The following is a 22333-nucleotide window of genomic DNA, read 5'->3' as shown; positions in this document are numbered from 1 at the left end:
TGCCGTAAGCAAGCGGGGTGTGTGTTAATTCTTTAAGACTGCGTTTTTAATATTATCCTGAAGCTGTTGAATCCGTTTCGCGCCGTCTTCTCTGATACGTCTGTTCTCTTCTTCGATCTGTTTCGTTTCCTGCATACCGCTGACAATCGTATTCCAAGACGTTTCAATCGTCTCAATGTCAATGCTCGGACGGCCTGCCATACGGGCAATCTCCACGCTTTGGTTTGAGATATTTTCAGCGTTTCGCTTCAGCATTTCATTCGTGCGGCGGTCCAGCTCGCTCATTGAATCAGCCACAAGCTTTTGCCGTTTGACTGTGACAGCCTGAATGATGCCGTTTTTGAAAATCGGAATCGTAATGACGAAAGCGGAATTGATTTTCCCGATGAGCTTCGTATTTCCGCGCTGAAGGAGGCGGATCTGCGGCGCCGTTTGCAGCGCCACCATCCGCGCCATATCTAAATCATAGACACGTTCCTCAAGCGCCTGAAGCCCGTCACGCAGCGTATCAAGCTGCATTTGCGCAAGCTGGTTTCCGCCGGCCGCTTTTTCTTCATAAGAAGGAATGAGCGCCTGCATTTCCTCAAGCTTCATCTGCCCGGCAACGACATACTTTTCAAGCTCCATGTAGTAGTTAATGTTGTTTTCATACATCTCTTCAAGCGTATGGTTCGTCTTTGCCATTTCATCTTTGTATTTTGAAATTTCGACGTGGATTTTTTCAATTTCTCCGCCCAGGGTGCGGTACTTTTGAAAAATCTTTTCAATCATGCTGTTGCCGCGTTTGAACATTTTAGCGAGAAATCCTTTTGGTTCATCGAAATCATTTTTGTCAAAACGGTCCATGATTTTTCCGAGCTGCGTCAGCATTGTGCCTGAATCCGTGACACTTGTTGTTTTCATCATATTTAAGATGCGGTCGGAGAACTTCGAGATTTCAACTGCCGGTTCTTTTCCGTACTCAAGCAGCTCCATTTGGTTTTTCACGTCAATCTGCTGTGAAATGCGCTGCACCTCAGGATCTTGGCGCAGCTGCACCCTGATGTCATCTGCTTTTTGTTCAGAAATCTCTTCATTTTTATCAAGAACAAGCGGATTTTGATTTTCTGTCATGTTTTATTTACTCTCCCTGCTTTTGCGTAATGGTTCTAAACAGCTTTCTTACGAGTGACGGCTCCTTATATTCCTGCCGAAATACCATGTCCTCCAGCCAATGGACATCAAATTGGCTTTCTTCAATATAATGCTCAATGTCCTGATGGCCCGGCGGATTATACAAGATGATATCGACGCCGAATTTATTTAAAAACAATAGAGCGGCGGCGTCAGAACGTGTAAGTTCGCCATTTTGTTCCGTATGATATAAAACGAGTTTCGGAACGGTTTGGGCGTAATCAAACGTCTGAATCAATTGCAGCAGCGAAGCGGGCAGGTTCGTCGCCTGGCGGAACAAATAGATTGCGGCATCCCTTGCCTGCTCCCCGGGCAAAGCCTTCAGCCCTGGGTTTCTGCACATGTCAGAAATCACATTGGCGATGGCGTTCTGCACGCCTGACGGGAGATGCTTGTACTGCCAGATGTTGCTTCTTTTCAGCCTGTCCGCGTCAATCGCTCCTTCTTCGTTCAAAACCTGACTGTAGTGATACTGGTAGTTGGCTTTCAGCTCTTCCGTAAACGGAAAACTGCGGATCATGTGTGTCTCCTGATAGTCTGCGGCGGTATGGAGTCTGTTCCAATATTCTTTCGTATCTTTGGAAACCCCCATCACTTTCGCAAAAAGGTTCGGAACGGCCACCCGCTCCCTGTCCGCTTTAAATTGCGGCCGGATAAACGCCCGCTCCTTCGCAATGAGAAATAACTCATCATACGTCGTTTTTAATGTCACGGACTGCGGGGTATGATCCCTGAACTGCCAAGGCTTATACATCATAGATTCCTCATGGTTCAGCACATGCTCAATTTCTTTCGTTGACCGGTAGGCCGTCGTGGACGTTCTGTCCGGCTTTTCTTTCGGGAATGGCTCAAGGCCGCCTGTTGCGGGGAGCTTTATCACAAAGCTGAGTTCCTCATCCGGATCAATCAAGCTGAACGGGTCTTCCGCAGCCGGATGAAACAATAGGACATCACAGCCGATCAGCATGAGATAATAGAGAAAATAGAGCTGGCTTTTGGTAGCGTCTCCATACCACACCACCTTCGGCATCTCACGCTCTATATCGGCTTGTTCGAGCCATGGATTCAGGTGGTTCAGCGAAAACTTTGACACATCCAAGAGCACACGCCGGAAATCGGGATGATTCAGCCCATTTTCATGCCGGTCCGCAAAGGTTTCCAAAAGCGTCATAAACGCGGTTCTCAGCCGGCGGTGCATAAGCGGATCAGCGTGTTTGGCAAGCAGCCTGCCCCCATCGAGAAACGCGACAAATCTGGAAACCGAAAGCCCTTTCTCTTTTTGATTGACCGAATGGATGTGCTGGAGCGCCTGAAACGTTTCAGGCGCGATGGTCTTATCCAGCGTCTCGCTTAACACATGGATGTTTTCATGAGAAGACAGCTCGAAAAGCTTATTGTAATACTCCGTCTCATCATAAGGAGTGCCCAAAATCCGGACGGCAAGCCGGGTAAACGCCAGCCCGTTTTCCCGCTCGTAACCGGGACGTTCCGGCAGCGGCCGCAGCAGAAACGTTTCCCAGTCATCGTTTTCCGGCTCTGCCTTTCGGATCACCAATTCTTCCTGCCTCATCATTTTCCTCCTTTCTCTTCATGATCGGTACAAAAAAGGAAGGAAATGAACTCTCCCTCCTTTTTTGTTTTATTCTTCTTTAGATGCAGCCGTTTGCTCCTGAACCTGCTTTTGTTTGTTGAAATAGTGGATAATAAACGTTACCACAAACGCAGCGATGATGATTCCGAAGAACACCACGTGCGGCATTTCATAATCAAAGGCGCTCGCCGCCATTTTCACGGCGATAATCCCGATCAGCACAAAAGCCGTATTTTCAAGCTCAGGGATTTTATCAATTAAAACAAGGAATACTTTTGCGACTGTACGCATCATGAGAATGCCAAGCATACCGCCGATCAAGAGCACCCACACTTTTTCCGATACCGCAAACGCGGCCAGAATGCTGTCAACAGAGAAGGCCAAATCCATTAACTCAACTGAAACGACAGTGGCCCAGAAAATTCCGAACGTACGGACCATCCATGAATTTTTCTTCATGCCTTCCGTATCGTCATCACCTTCTCCGATCCAGAAATGCTTAATGACGAGCCAAGCCAGGTACAGCGCGCCAAGCACTTTAATCCACCAGAACTTAATGAGCAGCATTCCGATCCCGATAAAGATAAAACGGAAAATATATGCCCCGAACAATCCGTATGTTAATGCTTTCTTCCGCTGTTTTTCAGGCAGATGCCTTACCATCACCGCAAGCACTAACGCATTGTCGGCCGACAGCAGCCCTTCCAGCAGAACCAAGGAACCGATCAGCCCCCATGATACAGGGTCAGTCAGCACCTCACCCCACATTTTCCAATCAAAAAAGGAAGCGTAGGTCGACATAATATGATGTAGAAAATCCAAGTTTTTTCCTCCTATTTAGTAAAACGGTAATTTCCTGCTTACACCTGCAAGCCGTAATTCCGGCAAAGTGATGCCAGACCGCCGGAAAACCCGCTGCCGATGGCGTTAAACTTCCACTCAGCCCCATGTCGGTAAAGCTCACAAACGACAACCGCCGTTTCAATCGAGAAGTCTTCTCCTAAATCGAAACGAAGCAGTTCATTCTGGCTGTTTTCATCGACGACGCGCACGAACGCGTTCGAAACTTGTCCGAAATTTTGGCCGCGCGCTTCCGCATCATGAATCGTGACGGTGATGCCGATCTTTTCAATATTTGCGGGTATTTTTGAGAAGTCGACGATAATTTGTTCATCGTCTCCCTCGCCCTCGCCCGTCCGGTTGTCTCCCGTATGGATGACGCCCCCGCTTGGGTGTTCCAGGTTATTGTAGAAAACAAAATCAAGATCATTTACACAGTTGTCATGGGCATCGACAAGAAAAGCCGACGCGTCAAGGTCAAAGTCATGCCCTCCGGAGTACTTGTTCGTATCCCAGCCTAAACCGATCACCGCTTTTGTAAGGCCGGGGTTCGTTTTTGTCAGATCAACACGCTGTCCTTTCGCCAATTGAATAGCCATGTGCCGTCTCTCCCTTCTGTGTTTGATATGGTTCAGCCGATTTGCAGGCCGTAATCTGTCGCAATACGGGCCAGTCCGCCTTGGTAGCCTGAGCCGATCGCGGAAAATTTCCATTCGCCGTTATGTCTGTAAAGCTCCCCTGCGATAATGGCTGTTTCAATTGAGAAATCTTCAGCCAGATCGTAGCGGATCAGCTCTTCATTTGTTTCTTCATTGACAATGCGCACGAACGCGTTGGAAACTTGTCCGAAGTTTTGGCCGCGCGCTTCCGCTTCATGAATCGTGATGACGAATGAAATTTTGTCAATAGCCGCGGGCACCGCGCTCAGGTTGACTCTTACGCTTTCGTCATCGCCTTCGCCCTGGCCTGTCAGGTTGTCGCCTGAATGTGCGACAGAGCCGTTTCCGCCTTCAAGCTGATTATAGAAAATGAAATCATCAGGCGACGCGCATTTTCCTGCTTCATTTAATAGAAAGACGCTGGAATCTAAATCAAAATCATGTCCGCCGTCGTATTTGTTTGTATCCCAGCCAAGGCCGACAACGACTTTAGAAAGACCCGGATTTGTTTTAGTCAAATCTACTTTTTGTCCTTTTGCCAATGAAATTGCCATGTGTGCACTCTCCTTTTTTTCGTTTAGGCGTATCGGTTAACGATATCGCCGATTTTCGTATCGTTTGTGCCTTCACCTATCGCAGCGAATTTCCACTCGCCGTCCTCGCGGTAGATTTCAGCCGCGATCAGGCTCGTTCTGCCTGAATAGTTATCTCTTAAATTGTAAGTCACCAGTTCTTCGCGGTTAGCCTGATCAACGACGCGGATAAACGCGTTTTGAATCATGCCGAAGTCCTGTTTTCGTCTGACGCAGTCGTAAATATTGACGACAAACACAAGTTTATTAATCTGAGCGGGGACTTTCGCCAAATCGACGAGAATTTGTTCATCATCGCCGTCGCCTTCTCCCGTCAGGTTGTCACCCGTGTGTACGACACCGCCGCATCGGCTTTTCAGATTGCCGAAATAGATGACGTTTTTACTGTCTGTCATTTTATCATTTTCAAGCATCAGTACGGAAGCGTCACAGTCGATATTGGCACCGCCTCCGCCGAACAGCTTTCCGAAAAAGCCCCCGGATGATACAGGGTCCCAGCCGAGTCCGACCAGCAGTTTTGACAGACCGGCTTTTCCTTTTGTTAAATCAATCCGCTGTCCTTTTTGTAAAGAGATCGCCATATGATTCACTCCTATTCTGTAAGGGTGCCGCTAAGCACGCCGCAAGTGCGCATTTTTACTAAATTCCGGGACAAGAATCCCGGTGTTTATTAAGATATACGTCTTTTATTATATCAAAGTTTCATAAAACATAAGAATTTTTGGCGAAAAACGGCGAAAAATTACTTCCTATATTCTCCTTCTTTCCGGAGAGAATAGAGAAAACAAAGAAATTGACGAAGACTGAACATTTTTCCTATCCTTGTATCAATACATGTCAGGAAAGGGGCAGACGAGTGATTGATTTAAGCATACTTGATCAGGCGCCCGTATCCAAAGGAAACGGGCCGCACGAGACGCTCCGCCGTTCAGCGGAGCTCGCCCGCCTCAGTGAAGGATGGGGCTATAAGCGGTACTGGTTTGCCGAGCATCACGGCACAAGAGGGCTCGCAAGCGTTTCGCCGGAAATTATGATCGCTCATACCGCCGCAGCCACAACGTCCATCCGTGTCGGATCAGGCGGCGTGCTGCTGCCGCAGTACAGCCCCTATAAAGTCGCGGAAACTTTCCGTCAGCTTGAGGCGCTGCACCCGAACCGGATTGACCTTGGGGTCGGACGCTCGCCGGGCGGCACGACGAAAATCCGGCTCGCCCTCACAGACGGGGTAAAGAAAAGCATGACCGAGTTCAACAGGCAGCTTCAGGATTTATCATCCTTTCTGACAGATTCGGTTCCCTCGGACCATGCTTATGCAGGAATAAAAACAGCGCCTTTGATTGAAACAGCCCCGCAGCTTTGGGTGCTCGGCCTCGGGGAAAACAGCGCCAGACGCGCCGCTCTTCAAGGTGCGGGCTATGTCTTCGGCCATTTCATTAATCCGGAACGCGGGGAAAAAGCTTTTCAGATCTATCGGGACCATTTCCGGGCCTCCGCCCATTTTTCCGCTCCCGCCTCGCTCTGTGCCATTTTCGTCATATGCGCGGCTACGGATGAGAAAGCGGAAGAACTCGCCTTAAGCCAGGATTTATGGCTTCTTCGTGTCGGAAAAGGCGCCGACAGCCGCGTGCCGAGTGTGGAGGAAGCGAAGGCTTATCCGTATTCGCCGGAGGACCGTAAACAGATAGAAGAAAACAGGAAGCGGATGGTGATCGGCTCTCCTGCCGCAGTGAAACGCCGTCTGCTTGAACTTTCCGAGCGGTATCAGACAAAAGAGATGATGGTGCTGTGCAACGTCTTTGATTTCGAAGCAAAAAAAGAGTCATATGAGCGTCTTGCTGATATATTTCTGTAAAAAAAAGCCGTCAAACGGAGCAGCAGATGAGACTGCTGCACCGCTTAACGGCGGTTTTTTCGTTCTTTTCCTTTTTTAAACGCATTCCAAATCCCCTGCAGCGTAAACCCGAGCAGAAGCAGAATGATTAACAGTAAAGTGATTGACGGCCCCGGAGGCGTTCCGAGCTGGTACGAAGACGTCAGCCCCATGAACACACTGAAAAGAGAAATAATAATGGCTGCCGCAAACACCCATTTAAACCCTTTGGCGATACGGATTGCAAAAGCCGCGGGCAGTACGAGGAGCGCGGAAACGAGCAGCACGCCGATAATCGGAATAATGACCGAAATCGCCAGCCCCGTCACGATGCTGAATGACATTGACAGCAGGTTTGTGTTAATGCCTGATGTCTTTGCCGTCGCCTCGTCAAAGGTAAGCAGATAGAGCGGTCTGTTTAATATAATGAAATAAAGCAGGATCAGCAGGGTAATTCCGCCGATAATATAGACCTGCTGCTGGCTGACCGTGACAAGCGATCCAAATAAATATTGATCGATGCTCATCGACGCGCCGCCTTTTGACAGGCTGATCAGAAACATCGCAAACGACAGCCCGGCCGCCATTAAGATTGCGATAGATACCTCTGAATATGTACGGTATGCCCGCCGCATGTATTCAATGCCGATCGCTCCGATCGTGACGACAACGATGCTCGCCGCCGTAATATTGGTACTGAGAAAAAAACCGATGGCCACGCCCGACAATGAAATATGAGACAGCGTATCCGCCATCAGCGCCTGCCTTCTCAGCACGAGATATACGCCTAATATCGGCGCCATAATTCCGATCATGCTTCCCGCTAGAAAAGCTCGTCGCATGAATTCCAAGTCAAACATTTCCATCCGCCTTTTTCCCCCCTCTCAAGCCGTATGACTTTATCCAGATACTGCTGTACTTCGTTTTGTTCGTGTGTCACCATGACGACGGTGCGGTTGTGATTTTTCACCTGATGGTGCATAAATTCGTAGAAACCCTGTCTGCTTTCATAATCAACCGCGGTTGTCGGCTCATCAAGCATCAGCAGATCCGGATTGCTCGCAAGCATTCTCGCAATGCAGATTTTCTGCTTCTGTCCGCCGGATAAATCGCCGATTTTCCGGTGGCGGAAATCCCACATTTCCACCATCTTCAGCGCGTTTTCCACCTCGTGGTGATCCGTTTCGTTCAATCGTTTAAACCATTTTCCTTTCGTATAACGGCCTGATTGCACAAGCTCCAGAACCGTGCTTGGGAATCCTGCGTTAAATGAAGAAATCTGCTGGGGAACATAGCCGATTGTCAGGCGTTTTCCGGCTGCGTTTTTTTTACTGATCTCGGCCGTTCCTTCCCAAGGTCTGAGCATGCCGAGCATGACTTTCATCAGCGTCGATTTTGACGCGCCGTTCGGTCCTGTAATGCCGACGAATTCGCCGCTTTTGATTTCCAGCGACACGCCGTCAAGCACCGGTGTATGCGAATAACCAAAAACGATATCTTTTAATGTAACGAGATTCATGCTGACCTTCCTTTCCCGCATAGAAATAGTGTGCACCCCGCGGCGCACACTATGTTATTTAACCAATAGCGAATCTTTCAGTGCATCAAGGTTTTTCTCCATAATGTCGATATAACCGATGCCTTTATCCCGTTCTTTTTGGCTTAAACCTTCCAGTGTATTGAGCACTTCCGTTTTCGCGCCGATTTCACCGGCAAGTGTATCTGCAACTTTAGGCGATGCAACTTCTTCAAAGTAGATGATCTTCACATCATGCTTTTTGGCAAACGTTTTGAGATCCGCCAGTTTGGCCGCACTCGGCTCTTCTTCAGGAGAAAGGCCTGCAATCGCGACTTGTTTTAAGCCGTATTCTTTAGCGAGATAGCTGAATGCCGCATGCTGTGTGATCAGTTCTTTTTTCGCCGCTTTATTTAATGTTGTACGGTATAGTTTATCAAGATCCTGCAGTTTTGCAATATATTCTTTACTATTTTTCTCATAGTATGCTTTATTCTTCGGGTCCTGTTTTACGATCTGTGCCGTAATGGTTTTGACCTCTTTTTGCGCAAGAACCGGGCTGAGCCACACGTGAGGGTCCATGCTGCGGCTGTGGTCATGACCGCCGTGTCCATGTTCCTCTTCCTCTTCATCCGAACCTTCGAGTAAGTCAATTCCTTTTGACGCCTTTACAAACTTCGCATGATCAGAGCCCATGCTTTTTTCCGCTGAAGGAACCCATGTCTCCATATATTCGCTGTTGTATACGAAAAGATCGGCGTTTTGAATGCCGGCGATATCCTTCGGCGTCGGCTCCCAATCATGGGGTTCGACCGAAGACGGGATGAGAATGTCTACATCGCCTTTGTCTTTGACAATTTGTTTCGTGAATTCGTACATAGGATAAAAGGTCGTCACGACGTGCAGTTTGCCGCTTTTTGAAGAACCTGACGAACCTTTTGAAGATGAATTGCCACAGCCCGCCGCAATTAAAAAGCATGCCGCAATGACAATGATTCCGCTCCATTTTTTAAACAAGCCGTTTCCCCCTGTTCTGTAAATCAGAATGATGACGATTTCCAAAGCGTACTTTCTCGTTCATTTGTTACCTATACCATAATAAAACGAAGTAATTACGTTTTGCAAGATATTTTTTTCTAAATTGATATCCAATTTACCTAAAAAGCCCCCGCCATGTATGGACGGGGGCGTCCTATCACATATCAGACAAGCAGATAAACTCTTGTTTCATAAGGATGGAATGTGATGCGGGATTCCGTGCCGCCGTCATTATCATAGTTGCTGAGAAGAAGCTCGGCCCTTTCAGGTTCGGAACCGTCCGGCCAATAAAAAGCGGCTTCTTCTTTCGATACGTTGCTGATGGACATGAGTTTTTGTCCGTTTGCCTGTCTTTCATACACGAACAGCTGCGGGTCATCAGGAAGCAGCAGCGTGTAGCTGCCTTTTATGATATCAGCATACTGTTTTCGCAGGCGGATCAGTTTTTTGTAAAAGTTCAATATAGAATCGGGATCATCCTGAGCCTCGGCCGCATTGACGGTTTTGTAATTGGGATTGACCGTGAGCCACGGTTCGCCCTCCGTAAATCCGGCATTCTTGCTGCCGTCCCACTGCATCGGTGTACGGGCATGGTCCCGGCTTTTCGCCATAATGGACGCCATGACTTCTTCCCTGTTGCGGCCCATTTCAAATACCCTTTTATGATACATATTGACGGTCTGAATATCTTGATAATCCTCTATTCTGTCAAACGGAGCGTTTGTCATGCCGATTTCTTCCCCCTGGTAAATGTACGGCGTGCCTTTCATGAAATAAAGCAGGGCGGCAAGCATTTTGGCGGATGCTTTGCGGTATGTGCCTTCGTCTCCGAAACGGGATACGATCCGGGGCTGGTCATGATTGCACCAATACAGCGTATTCCAGCCTCGATGTTCCAGTTTTTCCTGCCAGTCTGTGAGCACTTTTTTCAAATCGGACAGCTCAAGCGGTTTTACATCCCAATGCTCTTGGCCCGGCTTTTGATCAAGCTCCATATGCTGAAAATGAAAAATCATATTCAGCTCATGCTCATCGGTTCCCGTGTAGACCAGCCCTTCTTCAGGCGTCACTGATCCGGCCTCGCCGACCGACATCACGTTATATTTGGAAAATACCTCTTTCGTCATTTCTTTTAAGTAATCATGTATCCGTGCCCCGTTTGGCCGAAAAGGCTTCGGATCGGCCCGGCGGGCGATATAATCTTCATATGGCGGCAAGTATTCTTTTTTTGACAGAAGATGGAGCTGGTCTATACGCAATCCGTCCACGCCTTTATCGAGCCAAAATCTCATCATCTCGTATACTGATTGCCGAACCTCGGGATTTTCCCAATTCAGATCGGCTTGTTTGACGGCGTTCATATGCAGGTAATATTCGCCCGTATGTTCTTCGTACTGCCAGACGGATTGTCCGTAATCCGACACCCAATCGGTCGGCGGGCCGTCCGCGGTGCCCGGCCGCCAAATATAATAATCGCGGTATTTGCTGTCCGGATTCATTTCCGCCTCTTTGAACCAAGGATGCTCCGTGGAGGTATGATTTAAGACGAAATCCATCACAAGCTTTAATCCGCGGCTGCGGCATTCTGTAAGCAGATCGTGAAAGTCCTCCATCGTTCCGTAAGATTCCATAATCGCTTGATGATCCGTCACATCGTAGCCGTTATCGACGTTTGGCGACGGGTAAATCGGGCAGATCCATATCACATCAGCGCCAAGTTCTTTTATATAATCGAGACGCGCGATAATCCCCCGCAGGTCGCCTATACCGTCGCCGTTCGTATCTTGAAAGCTTCGCGGATAGATTTGATAGACAACGGCGTCTTTCCACCAGTCATTCGCCATCTTGCGGCCCCTCCTGTTTTTTAGAGAACCATTTCCTTTATAATCCTTCCCTAAACAAAAAAGTGAAGGTTTCCCCTCCTCTTTTAACTTTCCAGCTGAGACGGATAAAGCGTCATGCCTCCGTCGACGAAAAGTGTTGTTCCGGTCACGTAACTCGCTTCTTCCGACACCATCCATGCGGCGGCCGCGGCGACTTCTTCCGGTTTTCCGAAGGCGTTCATCGGAATTTTTTTCAGCTGGGCCTGTTTATGTGTTTCATCTTCCAGATCCTTATTGGACTCCGTGGCGATCGTGCCGGGAGCGATGGCATTCACCCGGATGCCTTTGTCTGCGTAATTGAGCGCCATCGTTTCCGTCATCATTTTGATCCCGCCTTTGGATGCCGAGTACTGCACGTTTTCAGGACGCGGTATTTGCTGATGAACGCTCGATATGTTTAAGACCGTTCCTTTTTTGCCGCGCTCGAGCATAAGTTTCAGTGCCGCTTTCGCCCCCAAAAAGGTGCCGGTCACGTTGACGTCGATGACCCTTTGCCAATCCTCCAGGCTCATTTCATGGGGCATCGCTTCGGCCCCGTTAAAGCCGGAATTGTTGACCATCACGTCCACACCCCCGAAATGCTCCTGGGCGGCATCAAACAGCGCCTGAATCCCTTCTTCTGAGGATACATCGGCTTTTACGGTGACGGCTCGGCCTCCCGCTTTCTCAATGATGTCCGCCGCTTCTTCCGCTCCGGCGGAATCACCGAGGTAGTTCACAACCACATTCATCCGCTCCTTGCCGAAGCGTTCGGCAATGGCTTTTCCGATTCCTTTCGAAGAACCTGTTACGATCGCTGTTTTTCCCTGTAAATCCTGATACATTGTCTCATTTCCTCCCTGATGTTAATACAGAGCATGTACCCGGTTTTAATCGGCTGAAAACAAAAGAGATCATAAAAAGAACGATGAAGCCGAAGCTCCCTCGTTCTTTTTTTCATTATGCGTAGTTGTTCATTTGCAGCCTTTTTTGCACGCCGACAAGCCTGCTGAAAAAATAAGATGCCGCTTTGTAGTTCTCCCGTTTATGAAAGAAATGAGCCGCGTCCTGAAGCAGCTCCTCTGTGTCAGCCAACAGCTCTTTTGATTCCAGAATGTCAAAATACTCTTTGAGCGAATCCTGTCCGCCTTCCCCCTGATAAAGCTCTTTAATCAGACGGAATTTCGTCATATAGATCTCATCTTCCCACTCCGCCGCGCTTCTCATGCCCCGCGCGCAGCTGGCGGCAGCTTCACTGTATTTTTCCGTTTTAAAGTAGATATGCGTGAGTGAAAAAACAGCCTGGATGACCTGCCGGAAGCTGTGTGCTTCAAATCCGGCAGCCGCCCGTTCAAAATCCTCCGCCGCCTTGCAAAAGTCACCCAGACTGTACATACAGTGCCCGATATTATAATAGGCCGCAGCAATCATATATTGATCATCAAGCCGCTCCGCGTGTTCCAAGGCGCATTCGAGGTATTCCAGCGCTTTTTTATGCTGCTGGGCGTCCATCAGATTTCCGGCAATGATAAATTTGCACTGCACCCTTCTCATTCCGTATAATTCATATTTCTTGTAAATATCAAGCGCCTGTCCCGCGTAATTCATCGAAAAGAAAGTCTGCTTGATATGATAGTACACCTCAGAAATTTTATACAGAAACTCGGCTTTCTCTATGTCATCTTCCACATATTCAAGCTTTTCCTCAGCCCGCTTATAATGAGAAATCGCTGAGATGAAGTTTTTCTGCTTAAATTCATACATTCCCCTGAAATAGTAAAAATAATATTCCAGTAAGCCGGTCAGCTTTTGCTGGTTCATCTCAATCTCAGTGAGCATTTCAGAGAACGGAGGCTGGCAGTCGCCGTCTTTCATGGGTTTTAATTTATCCAGCATGATGCGGTGCCGAAATTCCATCAATGAAAAATACAACAATAAATCCTGGTTCTCTTCCATATCTTCGAGTTCATATTGAATCTCCCGCTTCAGCGCTTCAGCTTGATCGGCTTCAAACGCGCGGATCAGCTTATACCATTCATTCATCTTTACGGCCACTTCTTCAGATGGAATCTTGGATTTCATAGATTTGCCTCCTTCCTCCGGCTACTAATTATGTTATATTTTATCATAGCAAATTTATGGCAGTGAGCAAACAAAGATTTTAATCAATTAAAGAAAGAGAGAATTCACCATGAAACGACCAGTCAGAATTGCGCTGCTTTTGATCCTCTTCTTTTCCGCAGACCTATGTTTTTCCTATGTGCAGAAAGAATTGAGGCCGCAGACGGCATTACAAGACAGAGCCATTCCAAGTGCTCTTCATCCACTCGTGAAACAGAATGCGGAGCTATTGCAGACGGCCGCTCTGAAAAAAGGCATCACCGTCGTTATCACAGAGGGTTTCAGATCAATTGAGGAACAAAACGAATTGTACCGTCAAGGACGTTCAAAAAAAGGAAATATCGTCACCTACGCAAAAGGCGGGGAATCTTACCACAATTACGGCCTTGCGATCGACTTCGCCCTGCAAAAAAAGGATGGAAGCCTGATTTGGGATATGACGTACGACGGAAACCGAAACGGCACGCCCGATTGGCTTGAGGTCGTATCGATTGCCAAAACGCTCGGTTTTGATTGGGGAGGCGATTGGAGAGGCTTTAAAGATTATCCTCATTTACAAATGATCCCTGGCTAATAAAACCTTTTCTTTTTTCGCTTTTGCGCATCAATGTACGGAGGATAGACAGGCCTGTACACAAGCTTATATCCTTCATTGCCGGACGGCGTAAAATCGCGCTGCCACTCCAGCCGCAGATGGAAATCGGATAAAAAAGCGGCCTTTGCTTCTTCGGGAGTAACGGCCGGCACCGGATTGATCTTCTCCAGCTGCTCCGGGTCAATGTCAGGCGCCATGTAAGCTTCCACAAGCCCCGTTACGGGACTGACAAGTATTCTCGCAGCGCCGAACCGCAGCGGAATATCCTGATGCCATATGGAAAAATGGAAGCGGAACCTGCCCCTTCCGTCCGTTTTCAACGGGTTCATTTTAAAAAACTCGTCCGCTCTCGGATAAAGCTTGTATAAAAATTGAAGCGCGACGGCCTCACACTCTTCCGCAGAATAAAAGGCCGGGCCCTGATGCTCAATAAAGGATTTAAAGGCTGTCATTTTCCCTGTCTTTTTGTCCGTTTTCATCTTCATTGTATTTTTGTTGCTGCTTTCAAAATAGCTTTCGATACTCAAATCTTTCCGTTCCGGAACCGATCCTTTCCGCCATGTCGTTCCGATCTCATCCCCGAGATCGCGCCGGCGCGTCTGAACCATATCCGAGGTAAACCCCATTAATTCATCCAGGCTGATTTCCCGTTTATGTTCAAACGCGGGAAGCGGTTTTGCAGGCTCATTCCTGTCTTCGCAAAGCTGCTGATCCGGCACGATATCATCTTCACCAGCCGGATAGCTGTAAGCCGGCAGAATCGGTTCATAGACGAGACGCGGTATTTTCTCAAAATTGACCACATCATAGACGAGACTGAATGTCAGCACACTCATATAATGCGAGACGACTTTTTCCCGATCGACGAATGTTTCCGGAACGGGCGCTTCACCCTTATCCCCGTAATAGATAAACTGCACGACGAAGCCGCTCCTGCTTACATCAACGAAAAAACCTGAATCGGGAAGCGGCCGGCCGAGCACTTTTTTTGTATAGATAAATCGGATGCACCCATTGCGTTCTTCCCTCGCCTGAAAGATGAAATTCATAAAAGTAAGCGGGCGGTGTCTCGCCGCAAACCGAAGAGCCGTCAGCTTTAATTCGGCGTCTGACAGCTGCATGTCTGAACTCGGACAGTCGTTGCGTGAATAGGTAAGCAAAGATCCGTCGTCGCCCAGCTCAATCGTGACCGTTTTATCCGGCTGGTTACGATCTTTCCATATATAATAGGCTTTCGTTTTTTGTTTTTCATCATAATCTTCTATTTCAAGCTCATATTCCGGCGGTATGTTCCCGATTTCCAGCGCTTTTTTTCTCAGATGTTCTTTCAGCAATGGGGTCATCCTTTCAGAAGAGTGTATAAAAAAGAACTGTTTTTTATTATATAAAAACGTCCTTATCCTTTTAAAGGGAAGAAAGTGCCTTTTATGTGTCTATTTTTAGCAAAGAGGGAAAAGAGCCGTATTCAGAGCGGCTCTTTTTCATACAAATGTCACATTCCCCGCGAAAGCCCCGGGACGAACGCCCATGACCTTCAACCTATTAAACTCGTGATCGCTTCCCCTGTATGAGCCTCAATAAACAGCGGGAAAACCGGCTTGTATACGAGCCTGTACACTTTTCCGCAGCTGTCGTCATCGTAACAACGATCCCAAGCGAGCTCGGCTTTGATGGCCCGGCGGATCGCGTCTTTCGCCTCTTCCATTGTCAATGAAGGAACGGGATCGATTTCCTGGAGCTCTTTCGGATCAATTTCCGGCGGCATATAAAAAGTGACAAGACCCGTCTTTTTGCTGACACAGATTCTCCCCTCTCCGAATCGCAAATCAACGCCGCCCGAACAAGCCTTATATGTAAGCCCTGCGTTTTCTCCTTCATCATCCGGTTCATCATATTGAACCCGGAAATACTGATCCGCTTCCGGAAACATGGCGAATAAAAAGCGGATGGCCATGTGATGGCATTCTTCCTCGGAAAACACCGGTTCGCCTTCAACTTTTATAAATGACATCACCCCGGTGAGCCGGCCCGATTCTTTATCATGCATTGTTTTCAATACGTGTTCATTCCGTTCTTTAAACAGACTTTCAAAGCTTTTATCTTCCCGTACGGATTTTGTTTTTTCAGGACGCCAGGCAATGCCGATACGGCCCTCTCCAAGGTCGCTTTCCCTCTCTTTATAAAAACCGTCGTGCAGCCCGATCATGTCATTGATGCTCATCTTTTCCGCTTCAGGTGCAGGGCGTGAAATCGGGACATACGGCCGCGTGTCGTCTTCCAGCTCTTCATATTCGTCTAATTCTGCATTCTCTTCCTTCAGGTCGGCCGATATCGGCCGCGTCGGAGACACGATTTGATAGACGAGATGGGGCTTGTCATCCCCCTGCACATAGACGGACTGATGCAGGACGGTGAACAACAGCTCTGCTTCAATATGTTTGACAAAGTGAGCCAACGCTTCCCGCTTGTCCGCAATTGTCTCCGGTCTTAACAGATCATCGGCCTTCCCATGGTAAGAAAAGCCGGTTACTTCCCCTGTCACAGCCAGGTCGATGTAAAACCCGGTCAGCGGAAGCGGCAGACCGTCAGCCATCTGAACATAGGAATATCTCACATCGCCATCATTGGCGGAGCCGCTGTTTTCCAATTCGAACTCAGCCAATGCCCCAGGACGATGGGTTTCTAAAAACGCCCGCATCCGTTTTTTTATGTCCGATTCCGAAAGAGCCGGCAGATCAGTCTGGAAAGCCGGACGGGATAAGTATTTCAGTTTTCCGTCCCGGTCTAATTCGACCATGATGCCGGCTTCCGGATCATTCTTATCTTCCCACCAAAACAGAACCTCATCTTCCCGGTATTCTTCCACATTACTCTCGTAGCGGGCAGGTACGTTTCCGATTCGGAGAGCCAGCTGTTTCAATTCTTCTTTATTCATCATAACACTTCCTTTTCTTCCAAAAAGATTGATGATTACCAAGACTCTTTTATACAAAACTAGTATAATTAACCTGTCCATCATCATGACTATCGAATTAATCATTAACAACAGGGGGTAAACCAGATGTCCATCAAAAAAATGAGCGCCGTGTTTTTCATTCTGCTTCTCACGGCATTTACCGCCGCGTGCAGCAGCGAAACGAGCGGCGGCCAGGAAAGCAGCACGGCGAAAGTGAAAATAAAAGAGACAGCATGGGCCGCTTCAGACGATACTGAACATCCGGCCGCGCTGAAAGTAACGGTCACCGTCAAAAATACGGGCAAAGACCCGCTTACCGTCAAAAGCAGCGACTTCTCGCTTTATCAGGATGACGCGAAAACAGCCAAGGCCGATAAGGAAGACTTGATGCAGAGCGGCACGCTTCATGCGGGTAAGACAGTGACGGGCAATCTGTACTTCACGGCTGACGAAGGCAAATCCTATGAATTGGTATATCAGCCGCAGGCAAAAGACGCGAAGCCTTTATCTTATAAACTGAAAGTCAAAGGCACAGCCTCCAACGCAAAACCTGACCCAGCGGACGCATTATCCGCATACATTGATGTGATGCTGTACGGCAAGCACAATAAAGATTTCACCCGCCTGACCGGTGTAAATGAAAAAATGACGGCCGCCGCATATCAGGAATCGGCGAAAGCCAGCTTTATCGCTTCTGCAGGCATTTCACAAGAACAGGCGGATTCAAAAGCCATTTCCGCTATTATTGACGCCATGTCATCAGCGCTTCGGGATAACACAGAGCTCAAGGTGCATACCAAATCCATGTCAGGCAAAAAAGCCGTCCTTGAAGCAAAAGTGACGCCGCTTGATATGTCTCCGCTTGCGGGCCAGCTGCAAGACCGCGTGCAAGACTATGCCGGAAAGCACCCTGATGCTGATGAAAACGAAATTGTCAGCCACCTGCTTTCTGTCTATCCAGAAGAGTTTATGCGCCTGAAACCGGCTTCTTCTTCTGTTACAAGAGAAATCGAGATGAAGAAAAACGCCCGCGGCCAGTGGTATCTGGATACAGACGCCGATCTGGAAGGATTGACAGAAGCGTTTTTGAAAACGTCCTGACAACAAGAAAGGAAATAGCGCAGGCTATTTCCTTTTTTTATTTTCACTTAAAGATGTCACTGATATATTGAACCTCATCCTCGGTTAACTGCACATTAAGCGCGTCCAGATTGTGTTTCAGCTGGTCGGGGCGTTTGGCTCCGGGAATGATCGCATCCACCGCCGGCTGCGACAGAAGCCATGCGAGTGCGATATGCGCTGTCTGCGCCCCTTTTTCCTCCGCAACGGCCCGAAGCTTATCCACTCGCTCCAGATTTTGGTGAAAAGCTTCTCCCTGAAACGGCGGCCTGTTCTTTCGGCTGTCCTCAAAGACTGTGTCTTTTGTAAACTTTCCCGTCAGCAAGCCGGAAGCAAGCGGGAAATAAGGAATAAAGGAAATGCCGTTCTTTTCACAATAAGGCAGCAGATCATGCTCCGCCTCACGCTGAATCAGTGAATATTCCGATTGAAAAACCTCTAAATAGCCGTCGGCGTTAAACTCCTGCAATTGCCGGAAGCTGAGATTGGACGCGCCGATTGCTCTGATTTTCCCTTCGTCCTTCAGTTCTTTTAGCGTGCCCGCCACTTCGGAGAGCGGTGTTTTGCCGTCAGGGAAGTGGACGTAATACAAATCAATCACGTCTGTTTTCAGCCGCTTCAGGCTGTTTTCCGCCTCACTCCGGAGGAATTCACGGCTGTTGTCCAGCTCGATTTGTCCGTTGACTTCTTTATGCGCGCCTTTTGACGCAATCACGAGGCTGTCCCGCACGCCGCGCTCTGCGACAACTTCACCGATTAACTCTTCGGAACGCCCCAAACCGTATATAAACGCCGTATCAATAAAATTGACGCCGCCGTCCAATGCTGTGCGGATGAGTTCTTTTCCCGTTTCATCATTAAGATTCGGAAACAGATTATGTCCTCCGACCGCATTTGCGCCAAAACCGATACGCTTTACCCGTAAATCCGTCCTGCCCAGCGTACGTGTCTCATCCATGGCTCAGGCTCCCTTCCTTTTATCGCTCTGTTTAGTATTAGATAGACGGTAAGAATTATCCTGCCTGAGAGCCTCTCTACAGAAAAAACCTTGAAAAGCGTTTGCCCTTCAAGGTTTTTTTGGCTGTGTATTAAGATGTCAGAGCTGCGGCGAAGCGTTCGGCTTCATCCGTGAGAGCACCCTCGATTTCCTTATAGCGGCTGGAAATCGTTGAGGCGCTGACGCCGTACTTCTTCGCCAGCTTGGCTTGAGAAACGGACGCGCCGTTCAGAGAAATGCTGTTTACGTAATATTCGACCGCCGCCGCGAAAGCTTCAGGCTTTCTGATCGTCGGTGTTTTTTTGATACAGAACGTTTTCCACAGATCAATTACGGCCGGAACCAGCTCAGCCGGGTATTCATCCCCGCTCAGGCCTTTTTCAATGGCGTCTGCCGTTTCCTTCTCCATGTCGTTGGCCCATTCTGTCTGTTTTTCTTCAGCTGCCTGCTCAGGCTCTTCCGCCGTTCCTAAAAGAGCGGCCAGCACAATGTCGAAGTTTTCCTGCATAAAGCGCTCAGGCGATTTTCCTTCCGCAAGAGCCGGGGCCGCCGCCTTTTTCACTTTGCTGATTAGAGCTTCGGTCCGCTTCACAGGGAAGATCGTAAATTGCATGAAGAACTCCGCTTTTTCCGCTTCGTGGATCGGATAGCCGAGAATCAGGCTTCCCGCCGGCGGAAGATCCTGCTGGCTGACGTCCATTTCCACTTTGAATTGTTTTTTCGTCATCACATCTTCAAAGTGAATCATTCCTTCTTTCACATCTTCAAGCACCATAACGGCAGGTGTCATGCTTTTCCATGATTCAACGATTTCCCGTGTTTTCGGGCGGTTGATGCCGCCGGCTTTTTTCTGAAGATATTCTTCAAAAATCGTCTTGCCGCCTGCCAGCGGACGGAAGAAAATTCCCCAGATGCCGAGGTTGAAGACTCCGATGTCTTTTGTCTGTCTGTCCAGCTCCGTAATGAACCCGTACTGGTTAATAAATGATGATATGCCGTCTCTATGTGCTGTAAAGGCGTACTCCATTAGGCTTTCCTGAATCTGTTTCGCTTCTTTTGCCGCGATGTCTGCCGGAATGGCAGCTTCTTTGCTTCCGCAGCATTTTTTATATTTCTTCCCGCTGCCGCATGGGCAAGGGGCATTTCTTTTCACTTTTCCCACAATAAACCCTCCGAATTCTGATATAACTTTATTATTTTAACAAAAATAACTTCAGAGGGCTTGGTTTACGGCGAAAAAAGAATATGGAAGAAAAAAAGACCCCGGGATATTCTCATTCTCCGGGGCTTTGAAACTGTTAATTTGTATTTTGTCCGCCGCCGTTCAGACCTTCTTTAATCAGCCCGTTTACTTGGCTGTTCATCAAAAGTCCGATGTGTCCGACACCGTGAATCTGCACGTTTTTCCCGCCGATCAGCCGTGACAGCGGGTTCAGGACGATTAAGTCCGCTGAGCTGTAAATCGATGTATATAAAATCTTTTGGTTCGGATCAGTCCCCGGAAGCGCCCGGTTGGTCACAAGGCCGTTCGCTCCGCCGAGTGTGACGACGTTTGCGATTTTGTCTCCGCCGTCAAGATTTTTAATGTAATAGAGCGTGTTGGCTCCGCCCATGCTGTGCGCGACGATATCGACTTTTTTCGCACCTGTTTCGCTGAGCACTTTTTTCACGTAATTGGACAGTCTCGGCGCATTGTGTCTGTTGTTTCCGGTTTTGTCTAAGAAATCGATGGCGTACATCTCTTTTCTTGACCAGCCTTGGGATGCCAAGTATGTTTTGATTCCCGCGAAGTTAAAGGACGCCCCGCCGATTCCGTGGACCATGACAACAGGGTTATGCCCTGAGGAGGCTTTCGATACGGTCGGCTGGAAGGCAAATACGGAAATGACGGACAGCATACAAACTGTAAGGACAACTAGAATTTTGCTTTTTATATGTTTCATGAACTTTCCTCCTGCTATGTAATATTTTTGCAGTTTTCATTCTATTAGAGAAGAAAAGGAAAAAATAGTGTATTTTTTACTGTTTTCAACAATTAAAAAAAGAGCGGAAAAATGAGAAAGACGCCCCTTTCCCGAAAGCACTCTTATGCTTTAATACGGCATACCAAAAAAGGAGAGAACACCCGGTTCTCTTCTCCTAGTACTCATTGAAATAGGTTTGAATCCGCTTAGGGTCATGCGTTTTTGTCAGCGCAAGCATCAGAAGAATCCGCGCTTTTTGAGGGTTGAGAGAGTTTGAAGCTGTCAAATGGTCTTTTTCATACTCTCGATTAGGTGTTACCGCCCCGTTTCCCGTCCTTGTGGAGCGGACGACCGCCAGCCCGCTTTTGACCGACTTTACGGCGCCTTTTTGCGCCGCATCAGACATTGAGCCGTTTCCCGGGCCTGCAAAAATAATGCCTTGCGCCCCTGATTTTACGGCAGCTTCAAAGAGATAGCTTCCGTCATTTTGATAGCCGTATATAATATCGACCTGCGGCAGTTTATCAAGTTTATCTATCTTGAAATCTGTATCCTTCGTATGCTTTCGGGTCATGATGTTATTAAAATAGATGTCATCAGCAATTGTTCCGATATAACCCATTTCTTCCGATTTGAATGTGTCGGCCGCGGTTGTATTGGTTTTTGTCACATAGCGCGCCGAAGCGATTCTGTCATTTAATACGACAAGCGTCCCCTTGCCTTTCGCATCAGGCGCAGCCGCTGTTTTTACAGCGTTATATAAGTTGGACGGCCCGTCTGCTCCGATCGCCGTGGACGGCCTCATTGACCCGGCGACAACAACGGGCTTGTCACTTTTGACCGTCAGATTGAGAAAGTAGGCGGTTTCCTCAAGTGTGTCTGTTCCATGTGTAATGACAATGCCGTCTGTATCATCAGACTTGAGCAGCTTGTTTACCCGTTTTGCAAGTTTCAGCAGTGTCTCGTTATTCATATTCTGGCTGCCGATATTCACAACCTGTTCTCCGCTCACATGCGCGACCTCTTTTATCTCCGGAACGGCCTGAATCAGGGCATCAACTCCGATTGCCCCCGCCGTGTACTCCGTAGCGGACGTCTTTGAAGGAGCAGCGCCTGCAATTGTGCCGCCGGTGGCAAGAATTTTAACATTCGGAAGTCCGTCTTTTTTCGCTGGGGCTGCGGCTGCCATCCGGGGCGGTGTTTCTTTCGCTTGAGGAGATTGGGAGCAGCCGGCCGCGATGAAGAGCAGAGCCGTGATAAATGTAATGAAGGGCATAAATTGTTTTTTCATTCTTTTCTCTCCTTTTCTTTATTTATGAAGATTTTCCTCGCACCGGTCAACGCGCTTGTCAGGCAACCTCCCGAAGAAAATAACCGTTAAAAAACCTTGACACCATCATGTGAAATCAAGATAATAGACCAGTCACTATATTTTAAAT

Annotated in this window: 21 protein-coding genes; 3 read left to right on the top strand and 18 right to left on the bottom strand. The window is 48.1% G+C overall.

Annotated elements, in window-relative coordinates:
- Positions 1-24: 24 nt before the first annotated feature.
- From JNUCC21_RS01570 to JNUCC21_RS01545, 6 genes are all read right to left on the bottom strand, one after another.
- Positions 25-1113 carry a toxic anion resistance protein gene (locus JNUCC21_RS01570; RefSeq protein WP_007609246.1) on the bottom strand — a complete coding sequence of 363 codons (1089 nt, stop codon included), beginning with the start codon at positions 1111-1113 and terminating at the stop codon, positions 25-27.
- 7 nt (positions 1114-1120) lie between these two features.
- Positions 1121-2743: a YceG family protein gene (locus tag JNUCC21_RS01565; protein WP_025284191.1), complete on the bottom strand. Its 1623-nt coding sequence runs from the start codon at positions 2741-2743 to the stop codon at positions 1121-1123.
- 69 nt (positions 2744-2812) lie between these two features.
- Positions 2813-3586, bottom strand: a complete 774-nt coding sequence (locus JNUCC21_RS01560; RefSeq protein ID WP_003156644.1) for a TerC family protein — start codon at positions 3584-3586, stop codon at positions 2813-2815.
- A 38-nt stretch (positions 3587-3624) separates the two neighbouring features.
- A complete protein-coding gene (locus JNUCC21_RS01555; RefSeq protein WP_003156645.1) occupies positions 3625-4203 on the bottom strand; it encodes a TerD family protein in 579 nt (192 codons plus the stop codon).
- A 32-nt stretch (positions 4204-4235) separates the two neighbouring features.
- Entirely contained in the window at positions 4236-4817 is a 582-nt protein-coding gene (locus tag JNUCC21_RS01550; RefSeq protein ID WP_007409047.1) for a TerD family protein, read from the bottom strand.
- A 23-nt stretch (positions 4818-4840) separates the two neighbouring features.
- A complete protein-coding gene (locus tag JNUCC21_RS01545) occupies positions 4841-5437 on the bottom strand; it encodes a TerD family protein (RefSeq protein WP_043021499.1) in 597 nt (198 codons plus the stop codon).
- Positions 5438-5712: 275 nt separating this feature from the next.
- Here JNUCC21_RS01545 and JNUCC21_RS01540 point away from each other — a divergent pair, with 275 nt between their 5' ends.
- Entirely contained in the window at positions 5713-6708 is a 996-nt protein-coding gene (locus JNUCC21_RS01540; protein ID WP_007409045.1) for an LLM class flavin-dependent oxidoreductase, read from the top strand.
- Between the two features lie 44 nt (positions 6709-6752).
- Here the strand turns inward: JNUCC21_RS01540 and JNUCC21_RS01535 are convergent, their stop codons facing one another.
- The 6 genes from JNUCC21_RS01535 to JNUCC21_RS01510 all read right to left on the bottom strand — a co-directional run bounded on the left by JNUCC21_RS01535 (position 6753) and on the right by JNUCC21_RS01510 (position 13224).
- Positions 6753-7592 carry a metal ABC transporter permease gene (locus JNUCC21_RS01535; RefSeq protein WP_007409044.1) on the bottom strand — a complete coding sequence of 280 codons (840 nt, stop codon included), beginning with the start codon at positions 7590-7592 and terminating at the stop codon, positions 6753-6755.
- Complete coding sequence (locus JNUCC21_RS01530; RefSeq protein WP_021495283.1) at positions 7550-8245, bottom strand: metal ABC transporter ATP-binding protein; 696 nt, start codon at positions 8243-8245, stop codon at positions 7550-7552. Before JNUCC21_RS01530 ends, JNUCC21_RS01535 begins: the two co-directional genes overlap by 43 nt.
- A gap of 54 nt (positions 8246-8299) precedes the next feature.
- On the bottom strand, positions 8300-9259 hold the full coding sequence (locus tag JNUCC21_RS01525; RefSeq protein WP_105938261.1) for a metal ABC transporter substrate-binding protein: 960 nt from the start codon (positions 9257-9259) through the stop codon (positions 8300-8302).
- Between the two features lie 185 nt (positions 9260-9444).
- Positions 9445-11124 (bottom strand): alpha-glucosidase, encoded by a 1680-nt coding sequence (locus JNUCC21_RS01520; RefSeq protein WP_169510052.1) that lies wholly within the window; start codon positions 11122-11124, stop codon positions 9445-9447.
- Between the two features lie 83 nt (positions 11125-11207).
- A complete protein-coding gene (locus JNUCC21_RS01515; RefSeq protein WP_169510051.1) occupies positions 11208-11987 on the bottom strand; it encodes a glucose 1-dehydrogenase in 780 nt (259 codons plus the stop codon).
- 115 nt (positions 11988-12102) lie between these two features.
- Positions 12103-13224 carry a tetratricopeptide repeat protein gene (locus JNUCC21_RS01510; RefSeq protein ID WP_007409040.1) on the bottom strand — a complete coding sequence of 374 codons (1122 nt, stop codon included), beginning with the start codon at positions 13222-13224 and terminating at the stop codon, positions 12103-12105.
- A gap of 109 nt (positions 13225-13333) precedes the next feature.
- Between JNUCC21_RS01510 and JNUCC21_RS01505 the strand changes: the two genes are divergently transcribed.
- Positions 13334-13837 (top strand): M15 family metallopeptidase, encoded by a 504-nt coding sequence (locus tag JNUCC21_RS01505; protein ID WP_011996280.1) that lies wholly within the window; start codon positions 13334-13336, stop codon positions 13835-13837.
- Here JNUCC21_RS01505 and JNUCC21_RS01500 read toward each other — a convergent pair.
- Both JNUCC21_RS01500 and JNUCC21_RS01495 read right to left on the bottom strand, forming a co-directional pair.
- A complete protein-coding gene (locus JNUCC21_RS01500) occupies positions 13834-15192 on the bottom strand; it encodes a YcdB/YcdC domain-containing protein (RefSeq protein WP_369878506.1) in 1359 nt (452 codons plus the stop codon). The two genes, JNUCC21_RS01505 and JNUCC21_RS01500, sit on opposite strands and share 4 nt — an antisense overlap.
- Before the next feature lie 200 nt (positions 15193-15392).
- Positions 15393-16793 (bottom strand): YcdB/YcdC domain-containing protein, encoded by a 1401-nt coding sequence (locus tag JNUCC21_RS01495; protein ID WP_342794095.1) that lies wholly within the window; start codon positions 16791-16793, stop codon positions 15393-15395.
- Between the two features lie 126 nt (positions 16794-16919).
- Here JNUCC21_RS01495 and JNUCC21_RS01490 point away from each other — a divergent pair, with 126 nt between their 5' ends.
- Positions 16920-17915, top strand: coding sequence for a DUF5105 domain-containing protein (locus JNUCC21_RS01490; protein ID WP_015416740.1), 996 nt, complete (start codon positions 16920-16922; stop codon positions 17913-17915).
- Positions 17916-17958: 43 nt separating this feature from the next.
- Here the strand turns inward: JNUCC21_RS01490 and JNUCC21_RS01485 are convergent, their stop codons facing one another.
- The 4 genes from JNUCC21_RS01485 to JNUCC21_RS01470 form a co-directional block, all read right to left on the bottom strand.
- Entirely contained in the window at positions 17959-18891 is a 933-nt protein-coding gene (locus tag JNUCC21_RS01485; RefSeq protein ID WP_025284185.1) for an aldo/keto reductase, read from the bottom strand.
- 130 nt (positions 18892-19021) lie between these two features.
- Positions 19022-20092, bottom strand: a complete 1071-nt coding sequence (locus JNUCC21_RS01480) for a helix-turn-helix domain-containing protein (protein WP_369878505.1) — start codon at positions 20090-20092, stop codon at positions 19022-19024.
- Between the two features lie 136 nt (positions 20093-20228).
- Entirely contained in the window at positions 20229-20873 is a 645-nt protein-coding gene (locus JNUCC21_RS01475; RefSeq protein WP_025284183.1) for a triacylglycerol lipase, read from the bottom strand.
- A 196-nt stretch (positions 20874-21069) separates the two neighbouring features.
- Positions 21070-22185 carry a type II asparaginase gene (locus tag JNUCC21_RS01470; protein WP_052827012.1) on the bottom strand — a complete coding sequence of 372 codons (1116 nt, stop codon included), beginning with the start codon at positions 22183-22185 and terminating at the stop codon, positions 21070-21072.
- Between the last annotated feature and the right edge of the window lie 148 nt (positions 22186-22333).

Source organism: Bacillus sp. JNUCC-21 (assembly GCF_041222765.1).
In the GTDB taxonomy this organism is placed as follows: domain Bacteria; phylum Bacillota; class Bacilli; order Bacillales; family Bacillaceae; genus Bacillus; species Bacillus velezensis.
This window is presented reverse-complemented; position numbering and strand designations above follow the sequence as displayed.